This window comes from Oscillibacter sp. MSJ-31, assembly GCF_018918025.1.
In the GTDB taxonomy this organism is placed as follows: domain Bacteria; phylum Bacillota; class Clostridia; order Oscillospirales; family Oscillospiraceae; genus Hominicoprocola.
In genome coordinates this window covers 80,448-105,541 of record NZ_JAHLPT010000007.1, presented here as the reverse complement: position 1 = coordinate 105,541, position 25,094 = coordinate 80,448, and the positions used below count along the sequence as shown (strand labels likewise).

Annotated in this window: 23 protein-coding genes and 1 tRNA gene; 16 read left to right on the top strand and 8 right to left on the bottom strand. The window is 43.8% G+C overall.

From position 1 onward, the window contains the following. Window positions 1-54: 54 nt before the first annotated feature. From KQI17_RS07200 to KQI17_RS07190, 3 genes are read left to right on the top strand one after another with little or no spacing between them, the layout of a single operon-like run. Window positions 55-1,011 (top strand): viral replication protein, encoded by a 957-nt coding sequence (locus KQI17_RS07200; RefSeq protein ID WP_216495515.1) that lies wholly within the window; start codon window positions 55-57, stop codon window positions 1,009-1,011. Beyond that, on the top strand, window positions 995-2,323 hold the full coding sequence (locus tag KQI17_RS07195; RefSeq protein ID WP_216495514.1) for an FtsK/SpoIIIE domain-containing protein: 1,329 nt from the start codon (window positions 995-997) through the stop codon (window positions 2,321-2,323). Before KQI17_RS07200 ends, KQI17_RS07195 begins: the two co-directional genes overlap by 17 nt. A gap of 27 nt (window positions 2,324-2,350) precedes the next feature. Continuing rightward, window positions 2,351-2,593 (top strand): helix-turn-helix domain-containing protein, encoded by a 243-nt coding sequence (locus KQI17_RS07190; protein WP_256445975.1) that lies wholly within the window; start codon window positions 2,351-2,353, stop codon window positions 2,591-2,593. A gap of 139 nt (window positions 2,594-2,732) precedes the next feature. On the opposite strand, the gene KQI17_RS07185 is transcribed toward KQI17_RS07190, so the two are convergent. Next, window positions 2,733-2,806: transfer RNA gene (locus KQI17_RS07185), tRNA-Gly, on the bottom strand. 28 nt (window positions 2,807-2,834) lie between these two features. On the opposite strand from KQI17_RS07185, the gene KQI17_RS07180 reads away from it, so the two are divergent. Beyond that, window positions 2,835-3,065 carry a hypothetical protein gene (locus KQI17_RS07180; RefSeq protein ID WP_216495512.1) on the top strand — a complete coding sequence of 77 codons (231 nt, stop codon included), beginning with the start codon at window positions 2,835-2,837 and terminating at the stop codon, window positions 3,063-3,065. A 79-nt stretch (window positions 3,066-3,144) separates the two neighbouring features. Beyond that, complete coding sequence (locus KQI17_RS07175; protein ID WP_216495511.1) at window positions 3,145-4,500, top strand: tyrosine-type recombinase/integrase; 1,356 nt, start codon at window positions 3,145-3,147, stop codon at window positions 4,498-4,500. Window positions 4,501-4,545: 45 nt separating this feature from the next. Here KQI17_RS07175 and KQI17_RS07170 read toward each other — a convergent pair whose 3' ends face one another. Next, complete coding sequence (locus KQI17_RS07170; RefSeq protein WP_216495510.1) at window positions 4,546-5,229, bottom strand: DUF4116 domain-containing protein; 684 nt, start codon at window positions 5,227-5,229, stop codon at window positions 4,546-4,548. Window positions 5,230-5,423: 194 nt separating this feature from the next. Here KQI17_RS07170 and KQI17_RS07165 point away from each other — a divergent pair, with 194 nt between their 5' ends. The 7 genes from KQI17_RS07165 (at window position 5,424) to KQI17_RS07135 (ending at window position 13,472) form a co-directional block, all read left to right on the top strand. Further along, window positions 5,424-6,647 (top strand): DUF3801 domain-containing protein, encoded by a 1,224-nt coding sequence (locus tag KQI17_RS07165; RefSeq protein WP_216495509.1) that lies wholly within the window; start codon window positions 5,424-5,426, stop codon window positions 6,645-6,647. A 120-nt stretch (window positions 6,648-6,767) separates the two neighbouring features. Further along, window positions 6,768-8,711 (top strand): VirD4-like conjugal transfer protein, CD1115 family, encoded by a 1,944-nt coding sequence (locus KQI17_RS07160; RefSeq protein ID WP_253285723.1) that lies wholly within the window; start codon window positions 6,768-6,770, stop codon window positions 8,709-8,711. Between the two features lie 158 nt (window positions 8,712-8,869). Continuing rightward, window positions 8,870-9,214, top strand: coding sequence for a hypothetical protein (locus KQI17_RS07155; RefSeq protein WP_216495508.1), 345 nt, complete (start codon window positions 8,870-8,872; stop codon window positions 9,212-9,214). A 66-nt stretch (window positions 9,215-9,280) separates the two neighbouring features. Then, window positions 9,281-10,093, top strand: a complete 813-nt coding sequence (locus KQI17_RS07150) for a hypothetical protein (protein WP_216495507.1) — start codon at window positions 9,281-9,283, stop codon at window positions 10,091-10,093. 19 nt (window positions 10,094-10,112) lie between these two features. Beyond that, window positions 10,113-10,613, top strand: a complete 501-nt coding sequence (locus tag KQI17_RS07145) for a PrgI family protein (protein WP_216495506.1) — start codon at window positions 10,113-10,115, stop codon at window positions 10,611-10,613. A 16-nt stretch (window positions 10,614-10,629) separates the two neighbouring features. Then, complete coding sequence (locus tag KQI17_RS07140; protein WP_216495505.1) at window positions 10,630-13,191, top strand: VirB4-like conjugal transfer ATPase, CD1110 family; 2,562 nt, start codon at window positions 10,630-10,632, stop codon at window positions 13,189-13,191. A 2-nt stretch (window positions 13,192-13,193) separates the two neighbouring features. Then, window positions 13,194-13,472 (top strand): hypothetical protein, encoded by a 279-nt coding sequence (locus tag KQI17_RS07135; protein ID WP_216495504.1) that lies wholly within the window; start codon window positions 13,194-13,196, stop codon window positions 13,470-13,472. Window positions 13,473-13,553: 81 nt separating this feature from the next. Here KQI17_RS07135 and KQI17_RS07130 read toward each other — a convergent pair whose 3' ends face one another. Continuing rightward, window positions 13,554-14,792 carry a hypothetical protein gene (locus tag KQI17_RS07130; RefSeq protein WP_216495503.1) on the bottom strand — a complete coding sequence of 413 codons (1,239 nt, stop codon included), beginning with the start codon at window positions 14,790-14,792 and terminating at the stop codon, window positions 13,554-13,556. Between the two features lie 20 nt (window positions 14,793-14,812). Further along, window positions 14,813-15,301, bottom strand: coding sequence for a hypothetical protein (locus tag KQI17_RS07125; protein ID WP_216495502.1), 489 nt, complete (start codon window positions 15,299-15,301; stop codon window positions 14,813-14,815). 176 nt (window positions 15,302-15,477) lie between these two features. Between KQI17_RS07125 and KQI17_RS07120 the strand changes: the two genes are divergently transcribed. The 4 genes from KQI17_RS07120 (at window position 15,478) to KQI17_RS07105 (ending at window position 21,452) form a co-directional block, all read left to right on the top strand. Beyond that, the gene (locus KQI17_RS07120; RefSeq protein ID WP_216495501.1) at window positions 15,478-16,161 is read left to right on the top strand and encodes a signal peptidase I; all 684 of its coding nucleotides are present in this window, start codon (window positions 15,478-15,480) and stop codon (window positions 16,159-16,161) included. Between the two features lie 62 nt (window positions 16,162-16,223). Further along, entirely contained in the window at window positions 16,224-19,982 is a 3,759-nt protein-coding gene (locus tag KQI17_RS07115) for an NlpC/P60 family protein (protein ID WP_216495500.1), read from the top strand. 2 nt (window positions 19,983-19,984) lie between these two features. Next, on the top strand, window positions 19,985-20,884 hold the full coding sequence (locus KQI17_RS07110) for a hypothetical protein (protein WP_216495499.1): 900 nt from the start codon (window positions 19,985-19,987) through the stop codon (window positions 20,882-20,884). A 376-nt stretch (window positions 20,885-21,260) separates the two neighbouring features. Beyond that, on the top strand, window positions 21,261-21,452 hold the full coding sequence (locus KQI17_RS07105) for a hypothetical protein (RefSeq protein ID WP_216495498.1): 192 nt from the start codon (window positions 21,261-21,263) through the stop codon (window positions 21,450-21,452). On the opposite strand, the gene KQI17_RS07100 is transcribed toward KQI17_RS07105, so the two are convergent. The 4 genes from KQI17_RS07100 to KQI17_RS07085 form a co-directional block, all read right to left on the bottom strand. After that, window positions 21,447-22,124, bottom strand: a complete 678-nt coding sequence (locus KQI17_RS07100) for a DUF4116 domain-containing protein (RefSeq protein ID WP_216495497.1) — start codon at window positions 22,122-22,124, stop codon at window positions 21,447-21,449. The genes KQI17_RS07105 and KQI17_RS07100 overlap by 6 nt on opposite strands. Before the next feature lie 86 nt (window positions 22,125-22,210). Further along, window positions 22,211-23,956, bottom strand: coding sequence for an LPD1 domain-containing protein (locus KQI17_RS07095; protein WP_216495496.1), 1,746 nt, complete (start codon window positions 23,954-23,956; stop codon window positions 22,211-22,213). 36 nt (window positions 23,957-23,992) lie between these two features. Continuing rightward, window positions 23,993-24,316, bottom strand: a complete 324-nt coding sequence (locus tag KQI17_RS07090; protein WP_216495495.1) for a DUF4116 domain-containing protein — start codon at window positions 24,314-24,316, stop codon at window positions 23,993-23,995. Window positions 24,317-24,610: 294 nt separating this feature from the next. Further along, the gene (locus tag KQI17_RS07085) at window positions 24,611-25,090 is read right to left on the bottom strand and encodes a DUF4116 domain-containing protein (RefSeq protein WP_216495494.1); all 480 of its coding nucleotides are present in this window, start codon (window positions 25,088-25,090) and stop codon (window positions 24,611-24,613) included. Window positions 25,091-25,094: the final 4 nt, after the last annotated feature.

The following is a 25,094-nucleotide window of genomic DNA, read 5'->3' as shown; positions in this document are numbered from 1 at the left end:
TAAGTATTACCGTGGGGCAGCAAGGTAGCGGTAGCAAAGAAAGGAGACCATGACATGGCTGCACAAGACCCACAAAGCCGCAGATGGTCGTTGACCATCAACAATCCAAAAGACTGCGGTCTTGACCATGATACGATCATCGAAAGGCTGCATCTGTTTCATCCAAGGTATTTTTGCCTCGCAGACGAGATCGGTGAGAGCGGAACCTATCATACGCATATCTATCTGTTTTCCCATTCCCCGATTCGATTCAGCACCGTAAAGAACCGTTTTCCACCTGCTCACATTGAAAAGAGCATGAAAGGCTCCGTGGCAAATAGGGATTACATTACCAAAAGCGGGAAATGGGCTGACACGAAAAAGGCGGGAACTTCTGTGGAGGGGACTTTCTTTGAGTTTGGTGACATTCCCACAGAAGCCGAGGAGGACTCTCCCTCTATGTATGCCCTCATGGGCTGTGTGGAGCAGGGCATGACCAATGCCGAAATTATCCGGCAAAAGCCGTCCTATGCATTTCGAATCAAAGGCATTGACGAGATGCGGGACACCTTGCAGGCAGAGCGGTATATGCATGAAAACCGTGCTGTTCAGGTTTTTTACCTCTATGGTGACAGCGGAACCGGAAAGACGCGCAGCATTTTCGCATCCCATAAGCCGGAGGACATCTGCCGCATTACCGATTATGGCGGCAAGAACGGCACAAAATTCGATGCCTACCACGGACAGCCCGTGTTGGTGTTTGAAGAATTTCACAGTCAGATCCCAATTGCCGCCATGCTCAATTATTTGGACATTTACCCCTTGCAGCTCCCGGCCCGATACCACGACCGTACAGCCTGCTATACCACCGTCTACATCACTTCCAATATCTCTTTGGACGAACAGTATACGGAAGTTCAGCGCTCTGAGCTGGAGACGTGGCGGGCCTTCCTGAGGCGTATCGGCTGCGTGAAGGAGTTTCGCAAGGGGAAACCACCAAGGGAGGTGCCGCTCCATGACAAGAGAAGATAAAAAGAACATCGAGCGCCGCACCTATTGGCATGACATCTTCCGTCAGCTTCGCGGTATCCCTGATTTTCCGGTCAAGCTTTTCTTCCTTGCGCTTTACCTTGTTGGCGCTGGGTATGTTGCCACAAAGCAGGTTACATTGCGTGAACAGGTGAAGCACATCGAGTTAATTTCTCCCATTCTTAAGGCTGCAATGGAACACGCTGTAACAGCCTATTTGTTTGTTGGAGGTATGGCGTTGCTGGCGCTCCTGCTCTATCCATTTGGCAGACGGGCGGCAAAAGACCAGCTTCAATGTATCGGCCTCATAAACCACGCGGGGATGCCGCCCGATTTGCTCCGCAAGCGCCGCGATAAGGATAATCCTCGCGTCACGGTATGGGAGTTCCGCAATCAGAGCATCCCGCTGCAAGAGTGGGACAAGAAACGCCTTGCCATTGAAACCGCATTGGGAATCATCATTGTCAAGCTAACCTACGCCAAGGGCAAGAGCCGTGTGCTGGTGTATGCTGTTCCTGCCGGTGACGATTTGCCGGAAGTCCTGAAATGGAAAGACAGTTATCTTTCCCCTAAGAGCTTTGTGCTGGTGCTGGGGGAAAGCTATACCGGCCCTGTGACGGTCAACCTCGCGCACATTCCGCATATCCTCTTGGGCGGCTCCACGGGCAGCGGAAAAAGCGTCCTGCTGAAACTACTGCTTATGCAGGCGCTCCATAAGGGCGCAGAGGTCTACATTACCGATTTCAAGGGCGGCGTGGATTTTCCCAAGGTCTGGCACGAGAAATGCCGGATGTGCTTCACGGAGGAAAATTTGCGCTATACCCTCGATCAACTTGTAGCGGTGCTGGAACACCGCAAGAGCGCGTTCAAGGCGCTGGGCTGTCCAAACATCGACGCCTACAACGAAACCGCAGAGCAACCCATTCAGAGGCTTGTATTCGCCTGTGACGAGGTGGCGGAGATGTTGGACAAGACCGGAGCCGACAACGAGCGGAAGAAGCTACTGGCGCAAATTGAAAGCAGGCTGTCCACCATCGCGCGGCAGGGGCGGGCGTTTGGTATCCACCTTATTCTTGCCACGCAGAGACCGGATGCAACGATCATCCCCGGCCAGATACGCAACAACATGGATTTCCGTGTTTGCGGCAGGGCGGACAGCGTACTTTCGCAAATTATTCTCGACAACACCAGCGCCGCCGAACAGATACCCAAGGATGCGCGTGGCCGTTTCATCACCGGAGATGGCACGGTATTTCAAGGCTATCTGTTCGACGAGAATGCTATGTTCGAGGATGAGGGCAAAGGAATTCTATAGCGTTGGAGCGTTATTGAGGTGTTGCACATGGTAAATTCCTCGATAAAGTTGCCTCCCTCATCCGAATATGGCGCATTTCTGACGGTCAGCGATATGGCGGAGCTGCTCAAGGTTTCTCGCTTTGTGATCGACCGTATGCTGAAAACGGGGCGGCTTCCCGCCGCCAAGCTGGGTGGTCAATATCGTGTCCGCACGGAAGATTTTTTCAAATGGTGGGAGAACGAAGTCAAACAGGAGCAAAAAAATATTTTGAGGGACTGCTTGAGGTAACAGGCAGTCCCTTTCCCTTATACATGAATGTCACGCTATCCGCCTCCCATAGCGTGACATTTTCAAACTCGGCAAGCGAACAAAATCTATCAAAAAAGAAAAAATAGTTGCAAAATCAAATGATTTTGCAACTAATCATTGGAGCGGATGACGGGAATCGAACCCGCGTCGCCAGCTTGGGAAGCTGGGGCCCTGCCATTAGACGACATCCGCATATAAAATTCATAGAGTGACATTTAGCGTGACAATTTTGAAAATTCTATTTTCAAAAACTGCAAAACCATTGAAAACAAAGGGTTTCTTTGCAAATGCATCATTTGTTTGGGAAGAATACGAATTATTTTTTGACTACTTCCCAAAACTGCCCTATAACCTTGGAAAAACCCTTATATATCAGGCATTCCAGCCGTTTCCCTATTTATTCTTTGATGCCAAATCAAACCCGTTTTGGTCCTATCATGCCGAATTATAACATATACACACCATATACAACGCTTGACTAAAGATATGGCGTTATGCTATTCTTGTGTCAAAGGAAAGGGTGAAAAAATATGTCAGGAACGAAGCGTGAAAAAGGCACCGGGCAAATCACATTCCTGAAGAGCAGGAATAGTTGGCGTATTACCTGGCTTGGCGATGATTATACCATAAACGGTCATAGAAAGCAATACACAAAGACATTCAGAAAGAAAACCGATGCCGAGAAATACCTGAAGACCCTGAACGGCGAGAACCGAGAAATCGAACGAGAAAAGTTCATCTCGCAGGACTGGTATTTCAACGACTTTATTCCAATCTATCTTGAAGAGAAAAAGGAAGAGAAATTAAAGGTCCGTTCCTATGTCAGTTGCGAAACGAATATCAATAGACTGAAACCCTATATGGCGGGGGTCAGATTGCGGGACATCGACAATGAGTTTGTCAAGTCTGTAATCAGAGACATGGAAAAGAACGGCAGGGACGGTAAAGGGTATTCTACCCAGACCCTGAAGAAGAGCATCGATGCCATAAAGGCATTGCTTAGAGTTGCCGAAGCGAAGAAATTCATATCAAGAGCACCGCTGATTATTTTTAAACACGCAGAGAAAGAAGCATATACGCCAGACAAAGCGATAGACCCAAACAACTATTTGCGACCGGCAGAGATAACCGCCTATACCGCAGAATGTAAAAGAACCAGGGTCATCACAAATAAATATCTGCCTAATTTTGGCTGTGTATTTCCAGAGCATTATATCGGGTATCGCCTGTTGTTTCTTCTTCATACCGGTTTAAGACTCGGTGAGGCCTTGGCCCTCGAAGTCAAGGACTACGATGAGAACTCTAAAACTATCAGAATCGATAAAGACATCGTAGAGCATAAGAAAGAGAAGATAGTTCAGACCCCGAAGACAAAATCAAGCGTCAGAATACTTGTTCTGAATAAACAGGCATTAGACGATATTCGACATCTTTTGGATGAGCACCAGGAACAGACGCGGAAAATAGAAGAGCGAAGAGCGAAAGCACTGAAAGAGGCCGAAGATATTTATTCGGCTGCCGAACTTGGAGCAGCGAAAAAACGCATCAATCGAGAATATGATGCCTACATTGACGGGCATAAATATCTGTGTTCTTCTCAACGCTTCCCCTACGGCATCGCATCTGGAAACGGAACATTACAAGCACATAAGAAGATACTGAAAGCAATCGGTGTAAATAGGTCAGTATCTATCCACGGCCTGAGACATACCTATGCTACACAATACTATCTAAATCACTGTAATGACCCAGATTTCGACCTTGCTGAATTTTCAAGAATGCTGGGCCACGCATCAATACGAACTACAATGGAAATCTACACGCATCTCAATATGGAAGAGAAAAAGAACCAGACGAGAAATGAAAACGACCTAAAAGATTTTTGAATAATGGCAAAAAGAAAGACCAGGTAAAAATTTCCTGGTCTTTTCTCATTTCTCAAGGTCCTTATCATCCCTGGACTGTGTATTCAATTTGCTATTGTGTTCCTGAGAAGCCTTTTCTGCCTTACTAAGCACGGAAGAAAGAGAAGGCTTTTTCTCTTCTATCAGCTTTTTAGCAGAATCTATAAGCTGTTTCGTTTCCTCATCAATGTTAATAAAAGGATAAGTAATGTCTGAGTTAGCCTTATAGGCATCTATGATGAAATCATAATCGTGTTTCAAACGGTCGGAGGCATAACAGATATTATACTTATTACGCCATATCGCATCCAGCATAACATCCCTATTATCTTTCAGCCTGTCAGAAACATCAAAAATAGATGTGGCATCCTGGTTTATTGCTGCCAAGGCTACACCCAAATCGTCTTTCAGACGGTCAGAAGCGTATTTCAGGGCAGGGCCGTAGTCCATGACAGCCGCCAGAACTACATCCTTGTCATCTTTGAATCTGTCAGGAACATACCGAAGAGCCAGCCCATTTTTTTTGACCGCTCTAATTATAAAGTTCTTATCGTTCCTTAATTTGTCAGAGGCATATGCTAAGGCTTTGTCATCTTGCTTAACTGCTGCCATTACAACTTCTTTATCATCGCGGTATTCTTCTGGAATACCAGCAGGCTCAAGGCCATTTTTTATTTCTTCGATTAATTTTTGTTTTTCAGTGTTTTTCATATAAAACCCCCATAATTTATTTTTTTTGATATTACCAAAGACGATATAACTTTTAGATTTATTATATTTTATTCACCTTTCAGATTTATTATAACTTATCAAGTTTTTAAAAATGGTCTGTTTGGTGGATGACGGTTATATTTTTTTGGTTTTACAAGTATATTAAAGTAAAATAATTATCGGAGGTGTTTTATATGCCAGTTGATGTTGGCGGCGAGACAACTAACACATTAAAGCGAATGGCGGGTAAGGTCGGAAGAGGCGTAATGGAAGCGTCGAAGAGTATCATCGACGCACTTATTCAGCAGATGAGAGAGGCCCAGAGGGAAAAGGACGAAAAGAAGTATCGGGAAAAGTCGGGCCTTATGGAATTGGAAGAAATGAAAAAGAGGGACAAGAGACTATCGCAGTTCACTGTTCCTGATGAGGACATTGAGCATCTGAAAGTCCTTATGAAGCAGCAGGGCGTTAGATACTACATTTTCGACATTCAGAATGATGATGGAAAGATAGTATATTTCCCTGAGAGCCAGAGAGAATTAGTAAAACAAGCGATATCCATACAGTCAGCAGAACGCGGACTGATGAATGAGGTAAGCAGTCAGGCATTCCTACAGGCCCATAAAGGTGAAGAGTTCAGTGTTATCGGGAACCTGGACGAAGTAGATTTGGAACTTCTGCGGCATCATGCGAGAAAGACCGATGTTGTCTTTGCGACCGTAGGGCACGATGAGAAATACAAAATATTGACTGATACCAGGAATAGAGAAAAGCTGGAGCGTATTTTGAATGAGTATGTGGGCAAGGAAAGCGTGGTCAGCGAAATACGGGAACAGGTAAGGGCGAGGATAGATGAGCAGAAGAAAATACGGGCATCGATAGATGACCCAGACAGAGAGGTATATATTCTATCCGCATCCAATCCTACGGTATATCTTCATTTAAGCCCCGAAGAGTTTGAGTATTGTAAGGGCGGAAATCAGGTATGTTCGGTAGACAGGACAGAGTTCGAGTTCAGGGATATGGCCCTTACTAAATTGGAAGCCATTACGGAACCAGTCCTGATGACCAAGGAAGAATACGATGTCTTCCTGGAAAAGTTCAACGCAGCAAAAGTCAAGGAACCAATACCAGAGAACGAGACCGTCGAAGAGAAGACAACAAGAATAGAGAAAGACAGAGAGAAAGTCAATGCGTATCAGACCATCATCGACGAAAAGGTTAGATTGTTCCCCAAAGATATAAATATGGATAAGGTCCATTCCCCAGAGGCCCCATCCAAGCAGTATTCTACACGCGAGATGAATACGAGCAGGGTATCTACACTTGAGGGCATCATAAAGAGAGCAGAGAAGAAAGCAGAACAAGAGAACGCCAAATCGGCAGAGAAAAGCAAAAGCAGAGACTTTGAGAAATAATTATATAGCACCTGGAAAACTCCAGGTGCTATTTTTTATGATTTTTTCTAAGAAATCGTTATATTTTGCCCCTTAAATTAATATTTTATATAAATACTAATTATAGGAGGTAAATTTATAATGAAAAAAATGTCCGCAAAACCCGCGATGATTATGGGCTTCATAGCATATCTTTGTGGCCTGTTTTATGCTGGGCATATGTCGAAATTTAAGGATATGCTGCTTTTTGAGGCTATAGAGGCAACAAACAAGCATATCCAGACAAACCCATTGGACTTTGTATACTTTGATTCATTTCCGTTTCTCATTATTACAATAATATACGGATTGTGGATAGTCTATTATCTGACAGAATTCGACAAAAGAAAAATGGAAAGGCCCAGAGTAGAGCACGGTTCAGCAAAGTGGATGACCGACTTCGACGGGTACAGCAAGAAATTCTCTTCACCGTTTGGAAAGACACAAAGCGACGGAAAAGATAATATGATATTATCTCAAAATATCAAATTATCAATGGACACAAGAAAGACATTCCTGAACGATAATGTTATTATTATTGGTGGTTCGGGAACAGGAAAAACGAGATATTTTCTCAAGCCAAATCTCTTACAGGCCAACGCATCATATGTCATCACTGACCCTTCGGGCGAAATCTTGGCTTCTTGCGGGAAGTTCCTGGAGAAAGAGGGGTATGAGGTCAAAGTATTCAATACGGTAGAAATGGAAAACTCAATGTGTTATAACCCGTTCAACTATATAAGAGATGAGACGGGCGTTATCACGATGATAACCACGCTGCTGAAGAATACCACGCCCCCCAAGGCATCGCAAGGGGACCCATTCTGGGAAAAGTCAGAAACCGCATTATTACAGGCAATATGCTATTTTCTCTACTATGAGGTTCCGAAAGAAGACCAGAACTTCGGAAATGTAATGACGCTGTTGAGGGCAGCCGAGGTAAAAGAAGACAACGACGATTACAAGTCCCCGCTTGATATGGTCTTTGAGGAATTGAAAGAGAGAGACCCAGAGCATATAGCCGTAAGGTCTTATGCCATTTTCAAACAGGCAGCGGGAAAAACAGCAAAATCGATTCTTATATCAGCGTCGGTAAGGCTTCAGCACTTCAACCTTAAAGCAGTTCAAAGGCTGACCAATACAGATACTATCGATATGGCAACCATAGGCGATAAGAAAACAGTCCTGTTCTGTATTACCCCTATTGCCGACACATCATTCAACTATCTTGTTGCTATGCTCTATACTCAATTATTCGAGACGCTTTACTTCCACGCAGAGACGGAGTGTAAGGGGAAAAGGTTGCCGTGCCATACACGGTTCTTGCTGGATGAGTTCCCGAACATCGGAACTATACCTGATTTTGACCAGAAACTTGCTACTATGCGTAAGTATGAGATATCCGCGAGCATTATTTGTCAGTCCCCTTCACAGCTAAAGAAGATGTATAAGGACGAATACGAAACTCTGTTAGATAACTGTTCTTCGATGATATTCCTTGGTGGGCAGGGTCAGGAAGTTTTGAAGTTCATATCCGAGAAGTTAGGCAAAGAAACCATCGCAGCCGAGGGCACATCAAGGAGCAGAGGAAAGAACGGAAGCACTTCAAGAAGCAGAAATCTTATAGCGAGAGAGTTAATGGCCCCAAATGAAGTGGGAAAGATGGACAATCGAGATTGTATTGTATTCATTAAAGGTCTTGACCCCATCTTCGATAAGAAGTATGACTATCCGAAGCATCCGAATTACAAATATACCGGAGACGCAGACGACAATCTTCTCTTTGACATCCATTCAATTCATACCCCCGAATTACCCAATACAACATCCATAGCGAAGCAGAATGAGGAAGAGTTCAAGACGCTTGAAGCCGAAGTGGCAAATGCCAACGAAGAGAGATTCCGCAATGCTGAAATCAGAGAAACTACGACACTTGGAAAACATACTTATGAGATAACGGATGCCCAGGAAGCATTTGAAGAAGACCCCGAAACCATTGAAAGTATTGAGTTTGAAGATTGCTTCGACCCCGATTATTCTCATTGACCCTGATACCAGGGTCTTTATTTTTTTTGAAAATTTTTTAAAAAATGGTTATATTTTGCCCGTTAGATTAATAGTATATAGTGTAGTGTAAAGGTAAGAAAAAATCTTTTTATATTTGAGGGGAATATCAAAAATAAATTTATTGGAGGTATTCTCAAATGAAAAAGTTTATCAACAAAGTTAGTTCTTTAGCAACCAAAGCGTGTGTATGTCTTACTACCTTGGTCGCATCGGTCGTTAGTATGGTATGCCCTGCATATGCCGTAACTATCAATTCCAACCCGCCTGATTTTGATACAGCAGCAGGAACATTACTCGATAACATCTTTAGTATTATTAATGTAATCGGCATTGCTGCTATCATTTTTGGTATATTCTCTTTAGCTATGTCTTTTATGCAGGAGCAGCCAGAAAGACGGACCCAAGGAATTAGTTGTATCGCTGCTGGAGCATTGATTGTAGCAACTAAAATCTTTCTAACCAAAATGGGTTATATTTCCTGACACTACAACTTTCGGGGAGGGAGGAAACTCCCTCCCCTATTTTATTAAACCGGAGGTGTTATCCGTATGAAAGAAACAATCGAAAATATGATTGACTACATAGCGGGAGCAGATTTTTTCGGAAGCATAGGACAAATATTACTTCAAGGACCGGCAGATTATCCTGAAGCGTGGGCCTTTGTTAAATCAATATTTCAGAATGTTGCCCTGCCCCTTGGGTTTATTCTCTTTTTGATTTATTTTCTCATCGCACTTGTAGATAAAAACACGACAGATACATTAAACATCGAGCAAATTTTCAAAATGCTTCTTAAATTTCTTGTTGCCCTGTTCCTTGTTCAAAACTCTTTGAATATCGTGGAAACACTGATGAGTTGGGGAACGCTTATGGTCAATAAAGTAAATTCCGCAGGGCTATCCGCAGGAACCATGAGCGGAATAGCCGATGACCTGAAAGCGTTGGCAGCGGAAGAAACTGGAAACTACGGGCTTATGAAAAGCCTGGGCTTCATTATAAAACTCATTCTTCCTTGGGCAATTACCTGGATAATCAACATCATAATAAAGGTCCAATGCTATGTTCGTCTTTTTGAAATGATGATTATGGCTTGCGGTGCCCCGATAGCCACAGCGGACATATTCCTTGAGGGAACATCTGGCGGAGCAATCAGGTATTTAAAGAGAATGCTTGCCGTTGCCTTACAAGGCGGAATTATGCTGATGATAGCGATGCTGTTCTCGAGCATAGCCGGTGCTGGAATTATGAGCGGTGCGGGGTTCTCAGAATATGTTGGTTCCTATCTTGTATTCGGTGTTGCCGCTTGTCTGCTGATAGGAAAATCTAATCAGATAGCAAGAGATTGGGTCGGAGTGTCTTAATTCAGGAGGTGTATTGATTATGTTAGAAATACCTATTCCAAAGGAAGTCAGAAAATATAAAACGAAGCTGATAGGAAATATGACTACCAGGCAGACCGTATGTTTTGTCATAGCGGCGATAATCGCACTTTTGGTATTTAATCTGCTGCCAAGCCCGAAAGTCATAACCCCAGAGCCAGAGGCAAATCAGGAAATCGTAGTTGATATGGAAACTGGCGAGGAAATCATCAACCAGGAAAACAGCGTCGATGAAACACCCGCAGAAGTTGAGACAACACTTGGCGTAAGCACTGATACGAAGATGACCATAACATTCTTTCTTGTGTTGCCTGTCATCCTGGCGGGATGGTTAGAACCCTATGGTATGCCGTTTGAGCAATTTATAAAAGCCGCGTTCTTTTATAACTTCCTTGCCCCAACGAAGAGAAAATACAAAATTAAGAATTATTTTGAAGAGTTAGTAAATTCAGAGCCAGAGAAACCAATCAAATACAAGAAGTCCAAAGAGGGCTTCAAATAATCAGGAGGTATGTCATATGTTTGGAAAAAACAAAAAGACTGAAAAAGATATAATACTTGACCAACGCACAAACGAAGTATATGAGGTTGAAGTATCCGAGAAAGAATTAAAAGAGAGGAAGAAAAGGGAAAAGCAGGAACAAAAGCAGAGGGCCAAAGAGGAAAAAGCAAGACTGAAGAAAATTAAGAAAGCCCCCAAAAAGATGAAAGTTCCCAAGACTGTCCAGGACACCATACCCTATATATCTGTATATCCGCAGGAGGGAATCATAGAGACGAAGCAGGGCGAGTTCACCCGTTCCTATCTCTTACAGGATATGAACTATGCCACGGCAAAGAGAGAAGACCAGGAGGTAATGCTTTCAAGATATGCGGACCTTCTCAATTCGTTCGATTCAAGCATTAAGTATCAAATAACCATAAATAACAGAAACTTGCCTGAAAACTATTTCGACAGCGAACTGAAACTTCAAAAGGCAAATGACGGGCTGGACGATTTAAGGGACGAGTTTAATGAGATGCTTCAAAGCAATCTTGACAAAGGCGTAAACAATATCAAGAGGGACAAGTATCTTACCATTTCTGTAAAAGCGGGTTCCCTACAGGAAGCCAGAAACCAGTTTACCCGTCTGGATACGATGATAAAGGAAAATGTGAAAAAGATAGGCGGTTCCCAGGCAATATCCCAGAGTTCTCACGACCGTCTTTGTACCCTTCACGATATCTTCAACCAGGGAAATGCCGAGTTCGGTTCAAAAGCGGCCTGGTGGGAAGAGGAAAAGGACTTTGATTTCAAGGCTATGCGTAAGGCAGGACTTACGACCAAAGATATGATTGGTCCTATGTCCTTTGAATTTAAAAAGGACTATTTCGTTATGGGCGATACATACGCAAGGGCACTGTTCCTTACGAACTTCCCGTCCTACATCAAAGACAGCATTCTTACTGACATTACAGCGGTTCCTATCAATATGCTTACAAGCGTGAATTATGAGACCATTCCCCAGATAAAAGCAATAAAGATGCTTAAAAACCAGATGGTATCCATCAATTCCAATGTCATAGATAGGCAGAAGAAAGCAAGTCGGGCGGGTTATTCCCCCGAGACGATATCTTACGAACTAAAAGCAGCCCAGGCCGATGCTGAAGAGTTGCTTACAGATATAAGCAGAAGAAACCAGAATATGATACTTGCCACTATCGTAGTAGTCCATATGGCAAACTCTCTGGAGGAACTTAACCAGGGAACGAAGAGGCTGAAGGATGTGGCGGCAAGGCATATGTGCCAGTTCAAAAAACTGAATTGGCAGCAGGAACTTGGTCTTACATCCGCATTGCCCCTGGCAAGAAACGAACTGTATATCAAGAGGACCCTTACGACTGAAAGTGCCGCGATATTCGTTCCGTTCTCGTCCCAGGAACTTTGTCAGAAATATGGAATGTATTATGGCGTAAATGCCGTTAGCGGAAACATTATCAACTACAACAGACAGGACGGAAAGAACGGAAACGGGTTTATACTTGGGACCCCTGGTTCCGGTAAGTCCTTTGCGGGTAAGAGAGAAATGGTAAATGTTCTTCTGTCCAGGCCGAATGATGATGTTATAGTAATTGACCCTGAACGCGAATATGGTCCTATGGCAGAGGCGTTCCACGGCGAAGTAATAAAGATATCTTCCACTTCCCCATATCACATCAACCCAATGGATATGGATATGGACTATGGTATGGATGACAAGGGGACCCAGATAGACCCCATTCCAGCAAAGAGCGAATTCATCCTTTCCATTTGTGAGGTAGTTCTTGGCGGTGGACAATACATATCACCAACACTTAAATCTATCGTAGATAGATGCGTTAGAACGATATATGCCCCCTATGTTCTGGACCCAGAGCATACCAAGGTCCCCACATTGAGAGAGTTTAAAGATTTGCTTGCCGTCCAGCCAGACCCCGAAGCAAAGCAGTTAGCGACCGCCCTGGAACTCTATACGACTGGTTCCCTTGCCGCATTTGCCTATGAAACGAATGTGAATACGGATAACCACTTCATCGTCTATGACATTAACGAAGTAGGAAATTCTATTAAGACGCTTGCTATGCTTATTGTTCTGGATAGTATCTGGAACCGTATCATCGTCAATAGAAAGAAAGGCCGTAGAACCTGGGTCTACATAGACGAGATTTATCTTCTCTTCACTAACGACCTTTCCGCAGAGTTCCTGAAGAACCTGTTCAAGAGAGCGAGAAAATGGGGTGCTATTCCGACCGGTATTACTCAGAATGTTGAAGATATTCTTCGTTCTGAAATAGCCAGAACCATGATATCTAACTGCGAATTCGTCCAAATGCTTAACCAAGCAGAATTGGACAAGGCCCAACTCTCTGCCCTTTTGAATATATCTGATACTCAGCAGGGCTATATTACAAACGCTAACCCTGGCGAAGGGTTGATATATACAGGAAGCAGCATTATTCCATTTAAAGATGAGTTCCCGCAGAACACTAAACTCTATGAAATGATGAACTCTAAACCGAAAGACAAAACGAGAGAAAAACAACTTGAAGGAGGTAATTGATTATGGCAGCACACGCAGAAATGAAGAAACTTACAAGAGCGATGAGGGGCACGATAAGAGAAATCGTATTCAGAAAACTGGAAGACAACGAGCCAGTTAATGAGAACGATATTATGTCCGAAGTCTGTATGGGCCTTGGGAATAAGTTCTCTGGCGGGGCATTGGACTATCAGTTGGAAAGAATGGGAATAAAGACCACCAATGATGTCCGTCTGGCGGTCCAAGCGTATATGTGGTATTACTTCGATAAGGACCTGAATACCTATAACAAAATGAATTGAAATAAAAAGAGTATGGTTTTATGTCATACTCTTTCTTCATTATAGGAAAAGAAGCGGTCCCTATATGAGGGCCGCTTCCTTTCATCTCTCTGGTTCTTCTTTACTTTTAGATTTATCTAATCTGGAGCCATTGGCTTCCAGTTGTTTTTCCTTTGCCCTTTCCAGAGCGTGTTGTAATGAAATTCTATCATTGTCATCTATACAATGATAACCCTGCCACTTATCAACGACGATTCTCTTAAATATTCTTTTTACCATAACTTCATCATCTTTCTTCACCACCACGGGAACTTCATTAAGACGATGATTTCCAAACTGGCTTTCATTATCTATTCTGTATTGAATGTCGTTCGACTTTGCCAGCAAAGAGAAATTCAGAAAATCATTGACTGGAACCGATAGGCACATAACATCGTTATCCTGGGTCAATGTCTGTTCGGCATATGATAGGCGGATGCTGTTCAGCATCTCAGCGATAATAGGCTCATCGCAGCTTCTGAATGTCAGTGTCCTGAACTCAAAGTGGTTGATTTCGTCTGCCCACGGGTCTTTGCCGCCATTTATCTGTCCGTGGTCTATGACATCCTTACCAGAGACATTGTAGATGATATCAGGATAGTCTTTTAATCTCTTTCTCAGTTCTTTGTATTCGTGTTCCTGGATATCTTCGACTATCAGTTTTGTTCTGTCCGAAGCCAGATGCTTCAAGCTGACTTTCTGATTGTTATTAAAGATAAATCTGATGATGTTGCTTAGTTTTGACTTTTCGGTATTGTATCTCTCACTTCTGACAAAATTACGCCATGCGGAAGAAATGGGTCCTGAATGCTTCTCATTCTCAAAATACTTATCCAGGCGTTTTCTGTATATCTGTTTGGCATCTTCATCAAAATCGGGTCTGATGATATAGGCATTTGCTTCAGCGATTGCCCCCACTTCTTCTATTCCAAGTCTTACGGGAACCTTGACATCGTGAGAGCGATACAGCGTATTTATCGCTTCCGCATTCTTACAATACCAGAGCATATTTTCCAACACTTCTAACTGATTAGCACCGTCGATACGGCAGGCCCAGGCATCAGGATAGAAGAGAGATGGGGAACGCTGTTCTCTGTTGATAAGTCCCACGGGGTCTCTGCTGACGATGCTGGGGTCGTTCCCTACCAGAATATACATTCCGCTGTCTTCGTGGTCTTCATTGGCCCTGTATTCTGTTATGTAGCCATACAGGCCATAAGATTCCGCGATATACGCCACTGTTTCGACATATTCTTCTGGGCTTAAATTCTCTTCCAGATTGAAAAGGTCCAGATTGGTCATCGTCAATCACCCCCGAAAGATTAGTTGTTGTTTTCCTGTTCTCTGTATAACTGGCAATCTTCTTCGTCAAATACGAGCCTTATTACCGTTGCTTCCTGCCCTACCTGTTCAGGCTGGAGGGTATGGAAGATAGGGTTGGAGCAGAGAGCATATACCTTACCTTCCGTTTCTACAGGAACAATAGATGTGATGAGCACGGGAACGGCGGTATCATTCTCATCTATACTGTTCGCACTATCACAGAAGCGTTCAAGGAAGTTCCAGGCGGTCGTAAGTTCGGGGTTAAAGCGGGAACCGAAGCATAAATCGACCTGGAGGTATCCAGCGTGTTTGAAGAGTTTTATGGTAGGCGTTTCGGGAACATACTCATCCACCGTTTCAGGGTCCTTACCGTCAGTGTGCCAGTTTTCCCAATTCAGACCCATTACGCTTTTTGCCATCTTCTGTTCATCCGTGCCGGATGCCAGAGTTATAAAGCCCTTAAAGGACAGATTTTCTAAATCATACATAGTGATAACCCCCTATAATTAATAGTTTTTCTATATTACATTATATTAGGTTCCCACTTTTATTATAACATTTTTTTGAAAAAATTTCAAAAAACGGTTATATTTTAGCGATGAAATTAATATCTTATATTAAGGTTGAAAACTTAAAAACAAACTTTTACAGGAGGGTTTCACAAATGAAAATCTTTAAGAAAATTACAAATGTTGTGTCCTGGATACTACTTATCGCCCTTGGGCTTATGACGATATACACTTTTGCGGCAGCATTCCAGGCGAGGCAGAACAAACAGGACTTTTACTTATTCGATTATAGACCTGGCATCATCCTTACTGGTTCAATGGAACCTACCATCCGAGAGGGCGGAATGACGATAAGCAAAAAGGTCTACAATATTGATGAACTACAGAAAAACGATATTATCACATTCCATATCTGGGATGAGGACAACAGAGAATATGTAAAAATCACACACAGAATAGTTCAAATCACAGATGACGGAAAGGTATATACGAAAGGCGATAACAACCAGGTCGTTGATAACTACTATTCCACGATGGACAACATCGAAAGTAAGACCGTGAAGATTTGGAACTGGTTCGCAAGGGTTCATCATCTCTGGTGGTTCGGTGGTATTCCTGGCAAGATTGCTGTTCTTTGTCCCCTGGTATTCCTTATCTGCTGCAGTTTCCTTATTGACTTGAAGAGAAAGGAAGCGGAAGAGAGGAAGCAGCTAAAAGAGATGGAAGAGTTCAAGGACAATGTAATGGAACTGGCAATGAATGAGAAAGACACTGAAAAGACCGAAAACCCGTCTTCGACCGAGGCCAAGCCCAATGATAAAGGCCCTGCCGATGAGTAAGGACTTTGGGAGGACGAAAATCGTCCTCCCTTTTATTTTTTTTTATGTGAGGTGTAAGCATTATGAATGACGATAGATTCGATGATATAGAAGAGTTGGAAAATGATGAGATAGAAAACGAAGACCTGGAAAATGAGGAAATAGAGCAGGAAGAACCTATCTCTGATGAATTACAGGAATTCCTTGACGAACTGGAAGAAGACGAACTGGAGGCAATGGAAGATGTCGAGGAAGAGAAAAAGAAGAAAGCCAAAAAGAAGAAAAAGAAAAAGGCTCAGGAAGAACCCGAACCTTATAAGCGGGAAGATACCAGGGCATCGGAACCCCAGAGACGCGATGAGCCGAAGCAGCAGGAATACAAAGCACCAGCAGAGCAAAGCAGACCCGCAGAAACACCGAAAAACGAATATGATGACTACAATCTACGCAAGACCCAGGAAAGAGTTGAACAGGCAAGGCGTGATGATGAGGCAAGACGCAGGGCGGAACAGTTAGAAAGAGCCGAAAGAGCAAGAGAGCGGATGAATGAGGACTACGCAAGAAGGCGTAGGGATGAGCAGAGGATACACGAGGAATGGACAGCAAAACAAGAGAGAAGAGCAAATGTAAGTGAGAAATTTGCCCAGGACCACAGAACCAGCGAGACCCCCATTCATCCAAGCAGCACATCCAGGTCAAATGAGCCGGTCCGCACATCTTCAAGTAATCAATATGAGGCTACCAGGCCAAGTGATACATCAAGACCAAGCACCTATAGACCGGAAGCATATAAGCCCAGCGATATATCCAACCCCAGCAGATATAAACCAAGTGAAACACCAAAGAGCAGCACCCCAAGGACTGAAACGCCCAGCACGGTAAGGAAGCCATACGAGACAAGCAGACCTACACAGAGCACACCGAGAACGGACAGGCCAGCAACGCCGTATGGGACCAGTAAGCAAGGGCATTCTGACAGGCCAACATACCGGCCCACAGAGAATAGAAGCGGGGCAAAGAACGATTACAGGCCGAATATAAAGGCCATTACAGACAACAGAAAAGAGCAGACATATAGACCGGCGGTAAAGCGGGATGAGCCAGGAACGCAGAGCACATTCAGACAAAGCAGAAAATACCCTGATGTTCCGAACCGTCCAGCCCCCAAAATGATACCCCATTCCAACATACCTACCGCCACACCTGGAAACAGAAATGTGAAAGTGGTCAGTTATGCGGCAGCGGGTTCAACCGTAGCCACCATAACAGCGGTCGGAAAGACCAGGGTAGAGAAATATGACCGAGCAGGACAGCATATTATTCAGCCCACAAGAGCAAAGACATCCGCTTCACCGTCTACCCAGCCAGGAAGCATATCTATAAGGTTCCCTGTAAAAGTAGATGACAGCGGAAAGATAATCGGCAAGTCTGGTGCGGTCAATTCCACAGAAAAGACCAGGGCCAGAGTAAACGATGTTCTTAATCGTGTAGAGAGAAGAAAGAACGGGGACATTCCGAAAGCACCGGAAGCATCTGGAACTACCGTAGTAAATAACACTTTCCACATTGACAGGATGAGCAAAAGGGAAATCAAGAAAGAGATACGAAATGGAAATAAAACCCAATTAAACAAACATTCCATCAAATTACAGTATGCGAAAGAGTTCAATTATTCCATTGGTTCAGGGGCCATAAAGGTATCGGAAGGTATCGGCAAGGGCCTGTATACCGTCATTTCAGCAGAGAGCACAGGCGTATTCAGAAGCATATCATCAGTGAAGTATGCGGGAAAAGAGGCATTGGGGGCCGCAAGAAGTGTAATCGAGTTGAGGCAGAGGGTCCGCATAGCAAGAGGCCATTTACAGAACCTTGGAATTCGCACGATGAATGTAGGCCGGTTTGTTATTGGTAAGGACATCAAGGCCATAAACAAAGTCGGGAAATATAATTTCAGAGGCAGTTTTCTTCACTCAATGGGTTCGTTCGGTTCCTGGGTATCCAACAAAACAGCAAATGACGGAGATACTGGAGGCGAGACACTATCAGCCATAGTCAATAATGCCCAGAACCCATATGCCAGACGGGCTATAAAGATGTCTGGAAGATTTGCCGAAGCAGGGGCCAATAAACTTGGAAGAGGAACGATAAAAGCGGCAAAATGGGTAGGCGACAAAACAGGGGCCACCAAAGCCGCCAAGGCAGGAATAGAGACCATTAAGAATACAGAGACGGTATCCAAATTCATCAATAGGGCCGATACAGCATACAAGTTCGTCAATGGCGGGGCATACAACAAGGTCAAGGGCAAGGTGATAGAGAAAGCCCCGAAGCAGTTAAAAACAGCGGTAAGCGGTTTGAAAACGGCGGGAAAGAAGGTATCTGGTGTAGTCAATAGGGTAAAGAACAGCAGACTGGCACAGGGAATAAAAAAGGTTGGGCATATAATGTCGGCCCCAGTAAGATTTGTGAAGAGGGTATCTGTAATAGTCAGTGCGGCAGCGGCAAAGCTAAAAAGGGTCTTGATTATGGGCCTGGGCGGGTTCATCTCAATTATTCTCATTGTGTCAATGATATCAACGATGTTCTCTTCCGTCCTGTCCGTTCTTCAAATGGACAAAGAGGATGTTCAGAAGTATGTAGAGTATGTCCAGGGCTTACAGGATGATTTGATAGCCGAGGTAGAGGCCGTGGCAGCGGATGAGAAATACGACAATGTGTATTACAAATTCCCACATAAGCAGAGTTATAACAATATCAAGGAACTTCTATGTATGACAGCAGTTCGGTTCGACCAGAACTGGCCCACCTGGATACACTTCTTCCAGTCGGCAGATGTGAAGAATTATATAGAGACCATATTCGAGAAGTCCCACACCATTACATACGATGAGAGCGATTATTACTACTGTGATGATTGGCAGACCTGTAATAGACAAACTACATTCTCTTGCGATGAACCAGGCCACCGTATCGATAACAGCGGACGCGGGGGATGTAAGTATTATTGGGATGAGGACTGTTCCACGGATGCCGAAGGTAAAGAGCATTGCCATTCATATAAGGTCTGGTATTGCGATGGGGACCACCTTGAATGTTCAGGAACCCATATGGATGTAGATATTACAATCGATACTCTTGGATGGGATGACATCTTCGCAATAGACCCGCCTGACCCTGAAAATGGATGGGCTGGATGGACAGATGACAACATTGCCTGGGCCAAAAACCTTTATGACCAGGACTGGTATGAGTTGTATGAGGTTATTCTGTCTGACGGTAATTTCTCTTCCATTCCTATGCTTGAGGAAGAGCAGGAAGCAATAATGGAAAAGATACTGGAGCAGTATCCAGACCTTTCCGTTGAGAGACAGACCCTTATCGCTAATGCCTTACAGCTTGCCGGTAGAGTTCCGTATTTCTGGGGCGGAGGACATCATCAGGGCCTATCCCCCGAGATAGATACCGCGTGGGGAACCGAACTTCGACAGATAACGGCAGACGGTTATGATAAGCAGCCGAAAGGCAGCTATCAGACATACGGGCTTGACTGTTCCGGTTTTGCCAGATGGGTAATGCTTACCACATTCGGAAAAGATTGTTTCTGGGCAGGGTCCGAGGGACAAAGGAAGATGTCTATGGCAATCAGCAAGGACCAACTCTTACCTGGCGATTTTGCCAATACAGGCAATGACGGACACATTGGTATGTATCTATACACGGAGGGCGGAAAGATGTATTTCATCCACTGTTCCCCGTCTGTTAATGGGGTAAATGTAAATGCCCCTGGTTATTTCACAAAATACTTCAGGCCGAAAGAACTGGCCTATTTAGGAGGTAATTGACAATGAAAAAAACAATATCACTTATATTAAGTTTGATTATTGCCTGTCTTCTCTCTTCAGCGGCTTTTGCCGCTGAAGGTGAGGCGTGGCTAAATCTCACGGTGGATACGACCGTAAATACCCCAGAGGGCTATGACAATTACAATTTCTATGTAATCGTTCTGAACCAGGACACTGGTTCCTATGAAGAGGTCAATATCAACTACGACAACAATTTCTATTCGAGAACGAAACTGCCGTATGGGAATTATCTTCTGGCATCTGGCGGGGTCCGCAATGATGCTAAATCTGTATTCAGTCTGGCTTGTGGGCAGGAGTTCACCATAGACGAGACAACGCCGGTAGTTGCCTATACGCTCTACTTTGAGAACTTCGATGTCATCCACGGCAAATACCTGTATGGGGACAACAGTATGGAAGGCAGCTTGATGATTAAGACAGAGAACTACGACAAAAGCAAGGATGTTCAGATTATGCTTACGAGGGACAGAGAGAACTATTCCTACACCCTGGACAGTTCCAACGGCTTTACAATTACGGAACCCTTGGCGAGAGGGGTATATACATATGAGCAGAATTCCGCAGGGCTTACCCCGAATGTAGAAAAGATAGTTATTAATGGCGGCGAGACATCCGTTCTCATCCTCTCTGGGAATAATGAGACCAAGGAAACCATAGATACACCAACCACACCGGACGAACCAGCAGCACCGGATGAGCCGAATATAGATGAACCTGTTATCGACGAGGAACCGAGCGTAGATACGCCGGTAGATGAGACCCAGACCGCACCCGCAGCAGAAAAGAGTCATACTGGAATGATTATCGGGGGCATCGCGGCAGTTGTGTTGATTAGTGCTCTTGGGGCCGCTGTGATTTACAAAAAGAAAATCGAAGAGTAAAACGGACGGGCGTTATAATTTTTATAGACGGTGTGTAGTATATAATGTGGCTGAAAGAATTGTGAAACCCTTTTCGGCTCACCTCCTTCAAGGTCGTCGATTTATAACGGCGACCTGCTTTTTTTTGAAAAAATTTTCAAAAAACAGTTATATTTTTTGGGCCTTGAGCATAGTATATAATATAGCACGACAGCAAAGTAAAAACTTCTTTTTCATAATTTATCCATCCAGCCTTATTAAGAAGACCAGAAATGGTCTTCTTAATATTTTTTGAGAAAATTTCAAAAAACGGTTATATTTTCTGGATGTAATGCGTAGTATATAATATAGGATGAAACATTCCTATCAAGGAAGGAAAGCGAACTGGAACAAGAATATGAACGGGATACAGAAAGCAGAACACCGTTATCCTCTGGTATTCCAAGACCGGCTTATGCCCGTCTTTGCCAAAAATAATAATTGCCTTGAACATAAGGAATTGCGAAATCATATTTACAAACCAGGCGATGACGGTTATATGGACATTGAAAAAGACAGACGGAAATTCCGTCTGTCTTTCTTTTTATAAGCCTATCATTGCCCGTATGTCTTCATCTTTCTTCAATCTTTCAGAGATGAAGCACCACGCTTCTCTATTCTGTTCCAGGGCCTTGAGGGCAACATCCTTGTCATCTTTCATATTATCAGGAAGATTGGCGAGATAAGCCCAGCACAATTCAACACCAGCCAGAGCCACATCTTTATCGCTTTTCAGTTCATCGGAAAGATAGTCGAAAACCCAGAACGCTTCTCTTACGGCTTCCTGGGCAGCAGAGAAGTCATAGCGATGATTGACCAGGGACATTTCGGGTCTTGGACGCCTGGACTGGATGATAGAACCGATAGCCATAAGCACCAGTTCCTTATCACCCCTGAGCCTTTCGGAAGCGTGGATAATAGCATAGCCATTGGATGTGATAGCTGCCCTGACCACCTTATAATCATCTTTCAGGCGGTCTGAAGCGTATTTTAGGGCCTTGCCGTTATTCTTGACCGCTGCCATTACCACATCGTTGTCATCCCGCAGGAACGACGAGAAATGCCTTAAACCATATCCGCCTTTGATGAATTCGCGGTCGCTTGTATCTTCTTCGTGAGCAGGGCCAGGTGATAGAAAAAAATCTATTGCCGCGTGCTTATCATCCCGTATGTCCTTGAAGTATGGCAAGCTGTAATTGGAAAGGTATCTGGCAAAAGTCATAGACAAGTCCCCCTTTTCATCTTCACCCATTATATAGAAACGCAAATCAAAATACAAGCAAAAATAAAACGGGCGGAAATCGCCCGTTATCTTTCAAACCCATCTATTTTCAGTTGTTCGTTTTCTCTCACCTGTTTCCCTGCTTTCTCTACTGCCCTATTCAATATATCTTTCAAATTCTCTTTTTCGGGTTTTCTTTCGTGTAATATCTCTTTCTCTTTCAGCTCTTCAATAAACTTATCAAACAGGCCGTTCAGTCTTTTTCTCTCTTCCCCCTGGGGAATAGCGGCTATACCGTCAAACTTGGCAGCTTCAGCGGACCCATTCAGGTAATCGCACCGAATACCCGCTTCACTACATTTATCGTGTAAATAGCAAGCGAACGCACGGGCAAACATCTCTATATCACTATGCCAATAGCCCTTGTCCTGCTTAGAAAACATTTTGTCGAATTTTGTCGAATTTTCGTAGAAGTCGGACTTGATTGGCATACAGTGAAGTCCGTTCTTATCTGTGATGTAATATGATACATAGGAACCGTATTCTTTCATCTCAAAGTCCTTATATTTCATAGCCCCGATGATTTCATTCTGGATGGTCAGAAGTTTTCTACTTTGAGATAGGTCCGCTTCACCCCTGATTTTATTTACCAGGTCATCTAAGGCGTGTCCATATTCGTGCCCCAGGGAACCAGCCCCTTTCATCTTCGTAAGATTGATGACCTCACGCATCGGTTCGTAGTGAGCAGCAGCAGCACCCTTGCCACGAGCACCGAACGCTATGGATAGTCTACCGCCAAATGATATATCTTCATCAGGGACTTTCAGGACTTCCGCTATCGTCTTAAACGCTTCATAGCCGAAATTCATAGATGCCTGACGGTCAGCATCATTCATCCAATTTCCAAACTCACCGCCATAGAATTTGAACTCATTTAAATAGTCCTGGCCTGTAATGTCTCTGCTGTCATCCCTGTATCCACGGCCTGAAAACTCTATTCTTGCCAACTGCGGAGCAGAGAACGCTTTCTTCCTGTCTTTCTTTTCTGTCGGCACTTCTATAGAATTTGCGGCCCTGTATAATTCGGTAGCCTTTGCCTTTGCTTCATCGTATGTCGCTATGTTTTTAAACATAATATTGTGCCTATCACTATCGGCAAATACCAGGTATGTTCCTTTTTTGAACTCATTCTCTTTTAAATCGTTCGGGTAATAGTATTGCTTCCCGCCTGGGACCTTTACTTCAAGACGCAGTTTAGACGGGTCGGAACGGTCCCACGCTTCATATCTTACATTCTCATCCATACAGACAACGGCATATCGCCTTACCGCTTTTTCTTCATCGCTGAATAGGAACTCTTTCTTGCTGATATTCCATTTCACCCTGGATAAACCGTCCTGGGACGCATACCATAGTTTCTTATAATATGATACATTTGAATTGCTTAACCCCGCTTCAAGTATCGTATTTTTTACGGCCCCATCGAAGAACTTTTTCCCAATCTCATCCACGGACTTAATAGACATAGCAGCATCCCGTATTCCAGATACGAGTTTAATATATTTCTCTATGTCCTTGTCCATTAATGGTTTAGGGGGCAGGGAGTCTCTTAACTCTTTGATGTAATACAGGACTTCCCTGGGCATCCCCGCATCATACATCGCCTGGTAGTCAGGTTTCTTCCAGATGTTGTCTTTCTTGACATACTTCGCCTTTTCCGCATCATTCATTTCTTCCAAGTCAGATAACGACAGTCCTCTTGCCGCCCATTCATCTTTTCTTGCCCCGCCTATTTTCTTGCCGAAATCTTCTAATGTATTGCTGTTTCTCATTCAAAACACCACCTTATATAAAAATAAATAAGACGGTCATTCCGTCTTCTTTTTAACTATAAATCGAATAGCAGGATGGGCATAAGAGAGAAGCGGCGGTCTTTGTTTAACTGCTTCAGTCATCACATCCACATCGCCGTAAAACCGTATATCCGCATAGTGTATAGCATACGGGTCCTGCTTAACGGCTTCCAGAACGATTCTCTTATCGCCTTTTAATCTATCGCTTGCGTATTTCAGGGCACAGCCAAATTGCCTGACCGCTTCCAATACGACATCTTCATTGTCCTGGTATAGTCCAACATTTCTAAGTTCTTTTCCGTTCTCTCTGACCGCCATCCTTGCTTCGCAGACGGTCATATTTAATTCCCCCTTATTTTTGTCGTTTGTTTTCTTCCTGGACCTGTTTAATCAATGCTCTTACTTTCTCATCTTCGGGACAGGAACATTCTCTGTATAAAGTAGCTATCTTACTATTAGCATAATACGCGGACCTGACAAATCTTATATCCTGTTTCAGTTTGTCAGGGACAGATTTAAATACTCTGTAATTCGTGCTTATCGCTTCCAGCAGGGACTTTCTACCTTTCATTTGAAACACCCCCTTCTTTTACTATAACGCATAATTCTGATGAAACCGAAATCGAAAGAGTCTTACCTTTCATAACCCTTATCATCCTTGCCGCTTAACTTCACCGAAAGATTATGGACTTCGGCCCTCTTGGTATATGTATCAAGAAATTCATTTATTGACATTCCTTTCTTAAAGCCAGGGACTCCAGGTTCCTTGCGATGTTCGCCAAAGGGTTTTAGACCGCTTCCAACAGCAATCTTATCATCGTGCGTAGCAACCCTGCCGAGAGTTTCCTTTTGTATTCTCTGGGACGCATAGACTATCGTGTTTGGGTCCTTGCTATACGCCTTATGAGCGAGTTCGGCATCATCCCTTAAATTGAAATCGGCAAGACTGAAATTATATGGGTTCCTGTCTATTGCCATAGAGATGAATTCTTTATTGCCTTTCAGTTCCGATGAAATATTGAACGGGTATATCTTCCCCGCTTCCAGGTCATCAAGCAGCCGATTCCATTCGGCTTTATAGTTAATTATTTTGTTCCAGTCCTGTTCGTTCATATTA